The organism is Pseudomonas mercuritolerans, assembly GCF_025706525.1.
GTDB lineage: Bacteria > Pseudomonadota > Gammaproteobacteria > Pseudomonadales > Pseudomonadaceae > Aquipseudomonas > Aquipseudomonas mercuritolerans.
In genome coordinates, this window is the sequence record NZ_JAMSHA010000011.1 from 116,471 (window position 1) to 130,035 (window position 13,565).

The 13,565-nt window shown below is 59.5% G+C and carries 9 protein-coding genes; 5 read left to right on the forward strand and 4 right to left on the reverse strand.

The window, feature by feature from the left end; all coding sequences use genetic code 11:
* Positions 1–67 precede the first annotated feature (67 nt).
* Positions 68–1,096, reverse strand: coding sequence for an Ldh family oxidoreductase (locus ND528_RS26155; protein WP_263471551.1), 1,029 nt, complete (start codon positions 1,094–1,096; stop codon positions 68–70).
* A 222-nt stretch (positions 1,097–1,318) separates the two neighbouring features.
* On the opposite strand from ND528_RS26155, the gene ND528_RS26160 reads away from it, so the two are divergent.
* Positions 1,319–6,172, forward strand: coding sequence for a dermonecrotic toxin domain-containing protein (locus tag ND528_RS26160; protein WP_263471552.1), 4,854 nt, complete (start codon positions 1,319–1,321; stop codon positions 6,170–6,172).
* 60 nt (positions 6,173–6,232) lie between these two features.
* Here the strand turns inward: ND528_RS26160 and ND528_RS26165 are convergent, their stop codons facing one another.
* Positions 6,233–6,502 (reverse strand): PepSY domain-containing protein, encoded by a 270-nt coding sequence (locus tag ND528_RS26165; RefSeq protein ID WP_263471553.1) that lies wholly within the window; start codon positions 6,500–6,502, stop codon positions 6,233–6,235.
* A 153-nt stretch (positions 6,503–6,655) separates the two neighbouring features.
* Here ND528_RS26165 and ND528_RS26170 point away from each other — a divergent pair, with 153 nt between their 5' ends.
* Entirely contained in the window at positions 6,656–7,657 is a 1,002-nt protein-coding gene (locus ND528_RS26170; RefSeq protein ID WP_130912917.1) for a FecR family protein, read from the forward strand.
* Between the two features lie 52 nt (positions 7,658–7,709).
* Here the strand turns inward: ND528_RS26170 and pvdQ are convergent, their stop codons facing one another.
* Positions 7,710–10,049, reverse strand: coding sequence for a bifunctional acylase PvdQ (pvdQ, locus tag ND528_RS26175; RefSeq protein WP_263471554.1), 2,340 nt, complete (start codon positions 10,047–10,049; stop codon positions 7,710–7,712).
* A 243-nt stretch (positions 10,050–10,292) separates the two neighbouring features.
* Here pvdQ and ND528_RS26180 point away from each other — a divergent pair, with 243 nt between their 5' ends.
* Positions 10,293–10,670 carry a fe2+ zn2+ uptake regulation protein gene (locus ND528_RS26180; RefSeq protein WP_130912919.1) on the forward strand — a complete coding sequence of 126 codons (378 nt, stop codon included), beginning with the start codon at positions 10,293–10,295 and terminating at the stop codon, positions 10,668–10,670.
* An 18-nt stretch (positions 10,671–10,688) separates the two neighbouring features.
* Here the strand turns inward: ND528_RS26180 and ND528_RS26185 are convergent, their stop codons facing one another.
* On the reverse strand, positions 10,689–10,877 hold the full coding sequence (locus tag ND528_RS26185) for a hypothetical protein (RefSeq protein WP_016770563.1): 189 nt from the start codon (positions 10,875–10,877) through the stop codon (positions 10,689–10,691).
* 300 nt (positions 10,878–11,177) lie between these two features.
* Here ND528_RS26185 and ND528_RS26190 point away from each other — a divergent pair, with 300 nt between their 5' ends.
* The gene (locus ND528_RS26190) at positions 11,178–12,425 is read left to right on the forward strand and encodes an MFS transporter (RefSeq protein ID WP_263471555.1); all 1,248 of its coding nucleotides are present in this window, start codon (positions 11,178–11,180) and stop codon (positions 12,423–12,425) included.
* Between the two features lie 9 nt (positions 12,426–12,434).
* Positions 12,435–13,565: a LuxE/PaaK family acyltransferase gene (locus ND528_RS26195; protein WP_130912921.1), complete on the forward strand. Its 1,131-nt coding sequence runs from the start codon at positions 12,435–12,437 to the stop codon at positions 13,563–13,565.

The window sequence follows — 13,565 nt, forward strand, 5'->3', positions numbered from 1 at the left end:
CCCTGGGAGAGGGCTAGGGTGAGGGGCTTTTGACCTTGTCACTGCAATCGTCAGAACAACAAAAGACTCACTCCCCCGCCAACTCCCGCAACTGCCCCAACGTCTGCTCATCCAGGGCAATCCCATGCGCCAATGAGCGGGCACGCTGCAAATGCCGTCGATCCCCCGGCAAGCGCTTGAGACCGACCCCGTGCATCTGCCGCACCAGTTCCTCACTACGCTGGGCGAAACTCTGCCCCGCCGCTTTGCTCGGGTCGATCACGATCAATAGCTGGCCAGTCCATGGAGTCTTCGCGCCAGGATGGTTGGACCAGTCGAACTCGAAAGAGAAATTGCCGCCGGTCAACGCCGCCGCGAGCAGCTCGACCATCATCGACAACGCTGAGCCTTTGTGCCCGCCAAACGGCAACAAGGCGCCACCTTCAAGAATCGCTTTGGGATCCTGTGTCGGTTGGCCGAGGCTGTCGACGCCCATGCCGGCCGGGAGTTTTTCACCTTTGCGCGCGGCAATCTGCACATCGCCATGGGCAATGGCGCTGGTGGCGAGGTCGAAAACGATCGGCGCGGCGTTGGCCCTTGGCGCGGCGAAGGCAATCGGATTGGTGCCGAACAACGGCCGATCCGCGCCATGGGGCACCACGCAGGTCATGCTGTTGACCACGCTCAGGGCTACCAGACCTTCATCGGCAAACGGCTCGACATCCGGCCACAACGCGGCGAAATGATGCGAGTTGCGAATCGCCAACACCGCGATCCCGGCATTGCGCGCCTTTTCCACCAACAGTGATCGTGCAGCGGCCAGCGCCGGTTGAGCGAAACCGTTGCCAGCGTCGACACGGACAAAACCGGGCGCGACGTCTTCGACCTGAGGCACGGCGTGACCATTGACCCAGCCGCTTTTCAACGTCGAGACATAGCCGGGAATGCGAAAGACGCCGTGGCTATGGGCGCCATCGCGTTCGGCGTTGGCGCAGTTGGCGGCCAGCACCCGGGCGACTTCCGTGGAGGTGCCGTGGCGCAGAAAAATCGTTTCAAGCAGTTGCGTCAGTGCTTCGAGGGGCACTGTGGACGAGCCATGATCGTGTGGCGCAGACATCTGAAGCTCCAGAATGATTATTGGAGGGAACAACAGCGTACGGTCGGTTTGCCCACCGATTAACCCCGTCGAAGCTGTCGGCTGTCAACCCTTCTATTGATCGCGTCCGTCCTGCCGCACATTTCGCATCGGCACGTGCGGTAACTCTCTACCGCAAGTGCCGCGGGCCGCGCCTCTACTGTTGAGTCCCGGCCCAAGGGCGCCCCGATCAGAGCTTTGATGATGTCCAGTTCGACCGCACCACTCCTGTTCCCCAACATTCTGAATTTCCCAGGTTTGCATCGTGCGCTGGCGACAGCTCACGGTTTCAACAGCAAAGATTTCGCCTGGCTCGCGCACGTACAGCTGGCGAGCCACGAACTGCGCAACGCGCAAACCCCGCCAATGCGCGCCGAGCGAATTCTGCTCAACGCCGACAAACAACCGGCCGTTGCTCTGGCCGGCAGTTTCATCCTCGGTGCCGGGCCGGATGACAACGGTGTTTTTCTCTATACCCCCTACGATGGGCTGAAGAAATACAGCGATGACAAAGCGCTGACGCTGGCCCTGCAAACGCGGCTCGACAACGCCACTGAAGAGGATGACCTGTTGGCGTTTCTCCGCGTTTCGCAGCGCAAGGAGCTGGTGGAAAAACGCGGTATCACCATCACCCGCGAGACCATCGAGGGAGATGTATTCGACGATCAACAAACCGCGATTACACGCTCTCAGGAGCGTTGCGCCGGTGACTTGCTGGACGAACTGAAACGCCTGCCGTCGCTCACCACCCTGCTGGAGAAAATCCTCGACGAACAGCTCCAGCCTCACTTTGGCGATCTGCAGCAGTCGCTCACCCAGGTCGGTTTTTACGCCGCTGCGCCGCCTGCCTCTTCCGGCGCAGGCAAGCAGTGGGTCGACTCGCGCTCACTGCCTGAGGCCCTGCTGCTGCATTTTCGCCGTCAGGGCTGGGCACACGGTCAGACTGTCGAATTTTCACATCCGGCCCGTCTATCCAGCGCTGGCGATCAATCAGCATGGGCAGCTGCAATCAACTTGGCCTCGGGCAAACTCACCATGCTGTTGTTTCGGCAGCTCGAGGTCTACTGGAATGCCGCTTCATTCGAGGGTTCGCCGCGACGCACCTTCTTCGCCCAGACGCTCAAGGATCAGGCGCGCGCGGACCTGATGATCAAGCGCGAAACGGAGATTCTTTCAGCCAATGAGTTCGACGCCCTCCACAGCCTGATCCGCGAGCCAAACGTGGCCGTGCGGCGGCCTGCGTACGAAACCGTGTGCCTGCGCGAGGGCACTGCTCAAGTCGAGTTGGCCGGCTCGCTGATGATCAACCACGACAAGGCTTATCTCTACACTCCGAGCGAGGGCGTGCAAGTGCTCACAAACTACGCCGACCTCAAACAAACGCTGACCGCCAAGCTCGGTGCTGCGGGGCACGAAGACGAGCTGTACGGGCTGATGAACCTCGAAGAGCGCAATCGCTACCTGGGTTTTGCCAATGCTCAGGTGTCAGGCGAAAACATCGGCGGCGATATCATGACGACCCTGTTTGAGGCAATCCTCACCAAGCAGCGGCAAAACATCGAATTTGTCCTGCAGCGGTTTCGCCAGAGCGAACGCACCAGCGATATTCACGCGCTGTTCGACAAGGCGCTGGATATCCGTTCAATGCTCCATCAGCGCCTGCTCAAGCTTGACGTCAATCAGCGCTGGAGCACCCGACCGTTGTTTGCCAGCGCTCCGCCATCGTCAGTGGTGCAGGCGGACAAGGCTGCGCAATGCCTGACAAAACTGCAACGAACGCTGGATAACCTCAGCGCTGACTTCAAGAACCAGCCGACTGCCAGCAGTCGTGAGCAGCGCGGCTTTGTCGAAAGCCTTGGCTGGAAACTGGCCCAGGCTTTCGAAGCGGCCATACGCGGCGAAGCCCAGCTGAGAAACCTCGGTGGTACGTGGCTGGAAGCCGAACGACAGATCGTCGATACCGTGTTCGACACAGGCAACGCTACGCGCGCCGAGCGCAAATCGCTCAATGGTTTTCGTCCGGATGCCTGGTCAATGACGGTGAGATGCGATGGCCAGAATGACGCGTTGCCGCTTGCTCATTGCGTGCTGTTGACCGAGCGCGGTGGCATGGACGTCGCGCATTCCGGACGCGCCCTTATGTGGACGCCAGCCGATGGCCTGGAATCGTTCGACGATATCGAAACCGCGCGCAAACAACTGCAAGGTCGGTTGAATAACAACAACCGGAGCCAGGCCCTGCTGGAAAATCTGCCATCCAAGCAACGGCGCATGGGCCAGCAGTACACGCTCGGCACGTTCCAATTGATAGAAGAAAGTGTGTCGAGCAATCGCATGCAATCGGCTATCGAGCACTACATGGACGAGTGTGATCTGTTCCGCACGTGCATCAAGGACGAAGCCACGCTAGCGAAGTTCCTCGGCCACATGAAAGCCACCGTCATCGATACCAATCTGCGCCGAGCCATTGATTTCGCTCGCGCCGTTGCCGGCCATCTGGACTACCCGGACTGGTTGCGCATGGCCCCGGCGAAAGAGCAACACACGCAACTTGCACTGCTGGATGAATTGCGCCACGCATTTTTTGAAGGCAAGGATTTTCTCGAGGGCGTTCCGGCACTCGCCACTCATGTCGAGCAGACACTGAAGACACTGCTTGACGCCAGATTCCCCAACAACCGCCTCAAACCGCAGGACATCCAGATCACCCCGAACCTGACGCTGGCCGGTACAGCCTGCGACCTTGTGGAGTTTGCCCTGCATCACTACAACATCGTGCAGGGTACCGGTTTCAAAGTGACCGCGAAGACAGCTACGGCGCTACCGAAAAACTTTGGTCAATCCGCGGTGCAGCAGCTGCTGCAGTCTCTGGAAGTATCCACGACCTATGCAGGGAAAGTGACCGCCGCACTGTCCGGCGACAGTGAGTCGGCACGCATCAGCAAACAGCGGTTTCTCCGTCAGGTGCCTTGGCAACTGATGCAACACGCACACGCGTTGAAGCTGCAACAGCAACTCTCCGAGAACGGTTACGACTACATTTGCCAAGTGCTCGACATGCCTGACGGGATGGCTCGGGCCATGGTCGAGGGCGCCCAGGCAATTGTCTGCCCGCTGTCATTGATCAAGACCGGTGGCGCTGATCCCGTCGACACACTCGGGCTGTATGTCTTCGGGCCAGGATCGGGGCACACCGGCCCACGGGTGCTCTATGCACCCTACTCCAGATTCGTGTTTCGCGAGTTTGAAAACCAAGCGCAATTGATTGATGCGCTGAACACTCCGGGGCATTTCCAGGATCTGATCATTCGGCGTCTGCCGGAGGGGCAGCAGGCCGTATTCAGAAACTTGCTGAAAACGACGATTGGCAAATCCAGCGAGATCACTGTTGGAAGTCAAGCTATCAGCGGCAACGTGCTTGAACGGCTGCACAAGGACACCCTCGGACTTCTGCCGAAAATGCTCGGCAGTCAGCCGCAGATCAATGCCCAGGCGGATTGGGAAGCGGCAAAGTTTCTCTTCAGTCACGGTGTTCGTCTGGTTCCGCACGTGCTGCCAGGCAAACTCGCCTCGTTGCTGTTCCTTTGGAAAAGCTTTGAGGACTTCAAGCAATCCGCTGAAGACCTTCAGGACCACCATTGGGCCAATGGTGTGAAGAGTTTCATCGCAGGGGCCATCTCTCTGTTCAGTCTGGGACGCTTGTCCTGGGAAGACGAAGCAGAAACGGCGACCACTGAATTTGCCGCCCACGCGCAGCCCTCATCCGGTGTCGCCACAACGGTCAAAGCAGCCCCGCGCTGGGCGAAAATGCCGCCGACTGCGGCCGCTCGCGTCAATTTGCAGCCGTATGAAACCAGCACCGCACTGGAAACCCTCAAGCTTGACGCGCAAAAGCTGGTCTACAGTGCCCCTTCGACAACTGACAAGTACGCGGCTATTGCCGGCAAGGTCTATGCGGTGGCCCAGGCCGAGAAAACCTGGCATTTGCGCAAAAAAGACGGCAGCCAGGGGCCAGCACTCGAGGTAAAAAACTCGCGACTGGTAGTCGCCAGCGCGGACCACCCGGCCCATTGCTCCAGGTCCACGCACCGTGACCCCGTGCAGCAGGATGTCGAGAAAAACCGACGCATAGAATTGCTTATCCAGGCGAGAGGAATGGCTCAGATCAATCGTCGTTACCCCGCGAGGGCCTACGTGATACAGCAAGCGGTGGTTCGGGCGAGAGAGTACGCATTGAAGTGCCTGCATAACTTCGTCATAAGTCGCGACAATCTGGGCGGCACAAGGGTGGAAACGCTGCTGAAAAGCTTTTTTGAGGTGACTCAGGTTACGCCTGAACTGCTGAGGAAATTCGAGGACGTAGCCATCCCTATTTGCCGCGAATTGATGGATCCCAGAGATGATTTGCTCTCTACCGAACGTTTCTACGCGGGACTCAATGGCTACGTTGACAGCAATATCCTCGCCTTTGTTTTCAAAAACGACAAAAAGCGAATCATCCATCTTACTGAAGTTTTTTTTAATCCCGGGATGGATGGTTACACCGCCCATTTACCTTTCAGATTCGGCGTCGATTCTCACGCCCGCGCGGTGACGCTCATCCACGAACTTTCGCATCTGGTCTGCGCCAGCGAAGATCTTGTCTGGGTACAGGCAATCGGGCCATTTCCCAGCCTTATCGACACCACAACCGACATGGGTCAACTTGCCTTGGAAAGTCTTGAGCGTCAGCGAAATTCATTGTCGCGTTCTGCCCCGCACCTTTTCGCAGAGAAAACCAGCGACACGGTGTGGACTGACCTGGACCAGATTCCGTCGCGCGCCGATGAATACAAAAAAATACTCAGCCTTACCAAAACCACCAATCTCGCAGACGCGCGCAAAGCGTTTCGCAATCCTCTCTCGGGCGAGGCACGCATCGACGTCCACCTGGCCAACGCCGACTCGATCGCGTTGCTCATCAGCGAAATGGGCAAGGATCTGGATCCCCTTCCGACACCCATACCGCTGCCCGCACCGGTGCCAAGCCAACCGGCATCCTCGCAACCTGAGCCGTAAACAAAAAAGGTGCGCCGGCTCAACGCCGGCGCACCTTTTCCAACAACCTGTATGGGAGGCTTAATCCTTCTGGTCCCGCAACACATTGCCGGAAGCACCATCGATACGGAATTCATAGACGCTGCCATCAGCCTTGCGCCCTTCGCCTTCCCAGTAACCGTCAGTGTCGGCGCCGATCTCATAGACCTCGACATAGCCGGCCTTGGTCTTGGCGACCTCGATGGCTTTCTCGATGGTTATCCAGCCTGCGCCTGGCTTGTCTGCCAGGGCGGCACCGGCGCTGAGCAAACCGGCGGTGGCAATCAGGGCTGCGAATGTCTTTTTGATCATTTTTTCACTCCATTTATGGATAGTAGGCAGTTGCTTCCTGTTTTTTTGGGCGCCACAGGGAAAAATAAGTTCCACGTTGATGGGTAAATGCCATGACGGATGTTCTCGGCAGCCTGCCGGCGAGGTTAGAATGAGCGAAATCAGGACGAGTCAATGACCCAAGACACTCTCTCGGAAGCCGAATACGATGCGATTACCGATGCCGCCGCGCATTGGTGCATGCGTCTGCACGCCGCTGACTGCACGGACGAGGAGCGTCGCGCATTTGAAGCCTGGCACGAAGCCCATCCGTTGCATGCCTTTGAATACGAAGCGATGCAGGAAATCTGGGAAGTGGCCGGGGATCTGCCTCGAACCGAGCCGGGTGAGCTGGCCGCACAACGCAAGCCTTCGCGACCGTGGCGCAAGTTCGCGGTCATTGCCGCAGCATGCGCCCTCGCCCTGCCGCTGGCGGCTTACAGCGGCTGGAGTCTGGGCTGGCTGCCCAACAGTTATCAGCATTACGCCGCCACCGACAGTGTGCGTCGGGTCACGCTGGGTGACGGCAGCCAGCTGGAACTCAACCTCAACACCGACCTGACCTTCAGCAATTACAAACATGAACGTCGCGTTACCCTGAACAAGGGTGAAGCGTTTTTCAACGTCAGTCACGACACCGGGCATCCATTCGTAGTACGTGCCGGCGACGGCAAGATCCGCGTGACCGGCACCCGGTTCAACGTATGGATGTATGAGGATCAGGTGCGGGTCAATCTGGTCGAAGGTTCGGTGCTGGTCAGCAGCAATCGCGATCTGCCGGGCGACGGCCTGCGCCTGAGCCCCTCGATGCAGGCACGCTACCGACATGGCGATTACGCCCCGCAGATCAGCCAGACCTACCCAGGCGACACTTCACTGGCGTGGCGCAGCGGCAGACTGGTGCTCGACAACCTTGCGCTTCACGACGCCCTGCCGCTGATCAATCGTTACCTCGACAAGCCGTTGATGCTCGCCGACACCAGCACCGGCGCGATCCGCGTGGGCGGCGTCTACAACATCAAAGAGATGAACAACCTCGCCAACACCCTGCCGAAAGTGCTGCCGGTCTACCTGACCCGCAACAAGGAAGGCAATCCGGTGATCAACTCGATGCCGCAGCGTCCGCCGAAAAGCTGAAGGCCGCGTCCCTTGCGGGAGGCGGCCTTCGTTTGTTTCAGGCGACGACTGTTTACTGCGCTGCCACCTTCCCTGCCTGATCCAGCTTGATCGTCTGCACCTGATATTGCGGATCCGCCTTGATCTGCTGCTCAGTGAATGGCAGGACACTCCACTGTTTCTTCGAAAACGCCTCGGTCTGGTCACGCGAATATTGCGACGCCGGATCACTGGATAACGAAAATGCCAACAGCCCTTGGGCGTGAGGGCCTTTTTCGTCGAAGCTCACCACTTGCAGGTAGCTGGTGCCGCTGACCACCTCGAGCTTGCCGTCCTCGCGGGGAATGCTCTGCATCGCGTTGTAGATGCCCAGCGTACCCGGCCCACCGTGAATCGGCGTTTGTTGCCCGCCGCTGCTGACCACCTGGATGTCACCCCAGCGCATGTCCGGCTCCAGGCCCATTTTGCCGGCCAGCGCGACTGAAGCCAGCATCGCTTCACGCAGCGCCTTGGCCACGGCCGGTTGTTCGACCGCAAGGCCGCGCGGAGTGTGTTGCGCATCAGCCGGGTTGAACGCGACGCGCCAGATGTCCGGCGACTCGAGCAGCGCCTGCATGATGTTCTGGAAATGCACCAGACCGAGTCCGGAATCCAGGTTGGCGCGACCATCCCAGGCTTTGAGGCTGGCACAGGCAGGTTTCAGTGTCGCCGCATCGCTGCCCAGATCGGAGGCGCAGAACTTCAACAGGTCCGGCATGATCTGCGCCGCCAGGTACACCTGATCGTCCATCACCATGTGCTGCAGATCCCCGACCGCCAACGGGCCTTTTTTGCTCAGCTCAGCCAAACGATCAAGCGCGAATCGCGAGCGCAGGCCCAGCGGCTGTCCTTCCTGGCTGATCAGCGGCGAATAGCCGGTGAGCGGTTGCGCCGGGTTGGCCAGCCACGCCGAGTCGTTGGAATGCTGCACGAAATCCTTGCGCAACAGCTGCGGCAACTCGCTGGAGGCGAAAATGCCCTTCTGCGCCGTTTGCGGATCGATATCCCAGGCACAGACGCTGTTGGAGCCGTCCAGCACAATCATGCGCAGACCAAGACGCGGGTCGCTGCACTTGGCCAGTTTTTCCGCGCTGACGTTCGGCACCACCGACAGGTTCATGTACAGCGTCTGGCCCTTGTCATCCGCTGCCAGGGTGTTGACCCACGGGATGCCCTGAATCTTCTGCACCGCGTCTTGCAGATCGTGGAGATTGCGGGCCTGGTTCATCGCATACCACTGTTTGAGTACGCGATCGTTATCGAGGTTGGCATCGCGCAAGCTGTAGGCGTACTGCTTGTCCCAGTCGAGTTTGCCCGGCCATTGCACGATCGGACCGAACTGCGAGCTATAAATGTTGCGCGCCACCGGTACGATCTGCCCGTCAGCCTGCTTGACCTGCACGGTGACCGTCTGTTTGTTCAGCGGCAGCGACTTGCCGTCAAGCAGATACCGGGTCGGATCCTGCGGATCGAGTTGCAGGCGATACAGCGTGAAGTGTTTCGACGAATCGACGGTATGGGTCCAGGCCAGGTGCTGGTTGAAACCGATGTTGATCATCGGCAGGCCCGGCAACGCAGCGCCCATCACATCGAGCTTGCCGGGGATGGTCAGGTGCATCTGATAGAAACGCATGCCGCCGACCCATGGGAAATGCGGGTTGGCCAGCAACATGCCACGGCCATTGAATGAACGCTCGCTGCCGACCGCCACGGCATTACTGCCGCGATCCAGGGCGAAACGTTGCTGACGTGCGTCGGCCAGTTGAAACGCCTGGGCGTTGCGCTCGACTTGCGCGGTGGCTCGCGGCGGCGTGGCGCCGGCCAGAGCCTCAGCGAACTGTCCCACCCCACCTTCTACCAACAGGCGCCGCGTCAGTTTGACCAGATCGCGGGCACTGATATCACGGACCCACTCACCCTGACATTGCTGCGGCAGCCCCTGCTGACGACGTTCGCCCAGATAGCGGTTGTACCCGGCGGCATAACCTTCGACCAGGTCGCGGACCTGCACCGGTTGCGCCTGCCAGAAGGTCTCGACCGCTTCAGAAGTATTGAGCCAAGTGAAGAACACATCACTGACGCGGTTTTCCCGCTGTTCGACAGTGAACTGCTCCGGGCCGAAGTAGCGTGAGCGCTCGCCGTTGACCGTCACAATTTCGTTGGCCAGCAAACACAGGTTGTCCTGGGCGTAGGCGTAACCGATGCCGAAACCCAGCCCGCGTTCGTTTTCGGCGCGAATGTGCGGCACGCCGAAGCTGGTGCGGCGAATGTCCGCGCTCGTTTGTGCAGCCGGACTCAGTGCATGGGCCGACAGGCTCAGTCCGAATAAGGTGCCGGCAAGGGCCAGCCCGGTGAGTTGCCTGGAAATGATCACGCTCGCTCCTGCTCGAAAGGTCAATTGCCCACGCGTCCACGCGCAATGAGCCTGTCGAAGAAACGAAACTGATGAAAAAAATTTAGCGAGCATTCCATCCAGGCAAAGCCGTCATCACACGGCCGAGACGAATTAGCGACGAAATTTCTACATCTTTTCTTTCATGATTTGTCGTGCTGAAACGTCTTGTTTAGAGAGCGCAACAAAACCTTTCCCGATCTGGCTCTGAAAAGGAGTAATCGCATGTACAACTCGCAACTACCATCGGACGGTAGCCAGACGCCACAGGGCGTTTCCATGAGTTCGCACACCGGCAGTTTCCCTCAGCGCGGCGAGCGTCCGGGCAATGAGCGTATTCGCGTGTTATTGAAGAGTTTCGGCCTGCGCACCAGCCTGATTCGGCTGAAAGTCATCGATGCCCTGCTGGTGGCGGCTCAGAGCAATCGTCGCCTGGGCGTGCGCGGTGTGCATGGTCAATTGCTCGATCTCGATGTGCCGCTGTCCTTTCTCAGCGTGCGCGAAGTGCTTAAACGCTTGTGCGCCGAAGGCGTGATCACCTTCAACGCCGACAAGAGTTACAGCCTGCACCCACAGGCTGCGGCAGTCCTCAACAACGAATGAGGCCCTGGGTGCCCGCCGTTACGGCTTGACCTTGCGGCGCATCACACCATTGATCACCACCACAACCACCGCCACGCCGATCGCGACGTACTGGAAGGTCTTCTCGGTGATCATCCCGGCATTTTGCAGCCAGGACAGGCCCAGCATGATCGCCAACACGGACAGGGCGATCAGAATCGAATAAATCAAGCGTTGCTTCTGGGTCATTGCGGTTTCCTGAAACGTTGGAATAGATCTGTGCGCATGTTCATGCGCTTGCCGATGCGCGGACGCGTCGCTGCAAACGGGCTGTCATGTTACAGCCGCCGAAGCGTTTTGGCTGCATGCGGCTCAACCGCAAGGCACGGCACCACCACTCGCTCCACTGCAAACACCTCTTGCGCTGCGCCGACCCTGTAAACATGCCGAGAGTTTTTGAAATCTGCTGACGCAGCAAACGGCTAGGTGAGCCGCGTGTCTGCACCTAGGCTCTGCGAACTTTCCACAGCTGTTAAAACAGGGATGTTCATGCAGAGCACACTTATAAACATCAGCCCCCGCCAGACTGCAGGTTTCTGTCTGGCGCTGACCACTTTCGAACTTCTCACGTATATGGGCAGTGACGTGATCATGCCGGCAATGCTGGATGTCACGAGCGAACTTGAGGCGCACGCGCGGCAAGTGCCCAATGCGTTCAATCTGTATCTGTTGGGCGGTGTTTGCCTGCAATGGTTACTCGGGCCTTTGTCCGATCAATTCGGGCGCCGGCCACTGTTATTGAGCGGCAGCGCGCTGTTCGGCAGTTCATGTGTGGCAGCATTTTTCAGCGACAGCATTGAAGCCTTCAACCTGTTACGTGTATTGCAGGGCATGGGCCTGGGCTTTGTCGTCGCGGTGAGTTATCCGGCGCTTCAGGAAGTGTTCTGCGAAGCCGACGCGGTCAGGCTCATGGCCCTGCTGGGGAATATCGCCTTGTTGTCGCCGCTGCTCGGGCCGCTGCTTGGCATCCTGCTGCTGGAATGGCTGAACTGGCGGGAGATCTTTCTGCTGCTTGGTTTCGCAGCGGCGCTGGTCTGGCTCGGCCTGTTGCTGTGGATGCCGGAAACCGTGGGCGTCGAGCGCCGCGACGGGCATCGAAACCCGACAGTGTCTTTCTCCTGGCGTTTCACTGCGCAACGCTATGGCACGCTGTTGGGCAATCCGCGCTTTCTCTGCGCCAGTCTGGCGCTGGGCCTTATGAGTCTGCCGCTGATTGCCTGGATTGGCCTGGCACCGTTGCTGTTGGTACGGGTTCTGGAGCTGACGCCGCTGGAATATGGCCTGTGGCAGATTCCGGTGTTCGCCGCGGTTATTGCCGGCAACCTGCTTCTCGATCGCGTGCTGCGCACCCATACATTGCAGCAATTGATTCAACTGGCGCTCTGGCCGTTCTGTCTGGGCCTGCTGCTGTTGGCGGCATGCGCCTTGCTCGGCGTGGGGCTTGGGCCGGTGGTCGCCAGCCTGGCGCTGTACGCCGTCGGGCTGGGCATGAGCAACGCGGCGGTGTATCGGATTGCGCTGTTTTCCAGCGATGACAGCAAAGGCCTGGTGTCGGCGCTGACAGGCATGATCTCGATCGCCGTCATGGGACTTGGCGGTTCGCTGATCGCGGCCATCGGTGGCGGCAGCCGTCTTGAATACTTCGCTCTCTGGGCCGCGTTCGGCGGGTTGATGTGTCTGCCCATGGTGTACCGACTGCTGCAAACCACCACGCCGGATGTCGCCTCGCCTCAATAAGGAACATTGATGATCGACTTGCCCTTTGCCGACGCGCTCTGCGCGTTGACGGCCCCCTATTGCGCTGATTCCGCCCCGGCTGACCTGTTTGATCGGGCGATGGCTGAAATCAGCCGCTTTCACTGCGATCACACCCCGGGTTACGCCCACTGGCTCAGCGTTCATGGACTGGCGCCGAAGGATCTCGACAGCCTTGATGACTGGTCGCGTCTGCCGCCGATCTTTGCCAGTTTCTTCAAGCAACACCTGCTGCTGAGCAGCACGGGGACGGACGCCCTCGAACTGACTTCATCAGGCACCAGCGGGCAGAAAAGCCGCATGCGTTACGACGAACGCAGTCTTGCTCGGGCGCAGTTCATGGTTGCGCAGATATTTCGCCACTACGGCTGGGACACTCCCGATACGCCGTGCAATTACCTGTTGCTCAGCTATGAGCCTGAGGGGCGCATTACCCTGGGAACGTCGTTCACCGACCAGTTTCTCTGTCAGTTCGCCCCGGCCAATCGCGTGGTTTATGCCTTGCGCAGCACCGGTAGCGGCCATCAGTTCGACGTGTTCGGCGTCATCGCCGCGTTGCAGTCATTCGCTGAAGAAGGTTTGCCGGTAAGGATTTTCGGCTTCCCGGCGTTCCTCTGGCAGGCGCTGCAACGCATGCAGGCTACCGCTGTGCAGGACCTGCAACTGCCCGCCGGTTCACTGGCGTTTTTTGGCGGTGGCTGGAAAAACCAGGCCACGCAGGAAATTCCCAAACAGCAGTTCTACGCGCATATCCATCGGCAACTGGGCATCGAACCCGGCCGCTGCCGCGACGGTTATGGCGCTGTCGAACACGCGGTGCCTTACATCGAATGCGCCCGGCACCGCTTTCATGTGCCGGTGTATTCGCGGGTGCTGATTCGCGACCCGGTAGATTTTTCCCTGCTGCCCCATGGCCAACCAGGCCTGCTCGGCTTCGTCTCGCCCTATATCACCTCCAGCCCGGCCCACGCCGTGGTCATGAGCGACCTGGCCACGCTGCACCCGGGCGCAAGCTGCGGCTGCGGACTGACCAGCGACTGGTTCGAACTGCACGGCCGCGCCGGCACCACGGCGGGCAGGAGCTGTGCAATGGCCGCCGCCGAATTATTGGGAAGTCACTGA

Excerpts from the sequence above, each read along its gene's own strand:
- ND528_RS26160 (WP_263471552.1), top strand. The coding sequence starts at position 1,319 with ATGTCCAGTTCGACCGCACCACTCCTGTTCCCCAACATTCTGAATTTC.
- ND528_RS26155 (WP_263471551.1), bottom strand. The coding sequence starts at position 1,096 with ATGTCTGCGCCACACGATCATGGCTCGTCCACAGTGCCCCTCGAAGCA.
- ND528_RS26195 (WP_130912921.1), top strand. The coding sequence starts at position 12,435 with ATGATCGACTTGCCCTTTGCCGACGCGCTCTGCGCGTTGACGGCCCCC.
- ND528_RS26190 (WP_263471555.1), top strand. The coding sequence starts at position 11,178 with ATGCAGAGCACACTTATAAACATCAGCCCCCGCCAGACTGCAGGTTTC.
- ND528_RS26165 (WP_263471553.1), bottom strand. The coding sequence starts at position 6,502 with ATGATCAAAAAGACATTCGCAGCCCTGATTGCCACCGCCGGTTTGCTC.
- ND528_RS26180 (WP_130912919.1), top strand. The coding sequence starts at position 10,293 with ATGTACAACTCGCAACTACCATCGGACGGTAGCCAGACGCCACAGGGC.
- ND528_RS26185 (WP_016770563.1), bottom strand. The coding sequence starts at position 10,877 with ATGACCCAGAAGCAACGCTTGATTTATTCGATTCTGATCGCCCTGTCC.
- ND528_RS26170 (WP_130912917.1), top strand. The coding sequence starts at position 6,656 with ATGACCCAAGACACTCTCTCGGAAGCCGAATACGATGCGATTACCGAT.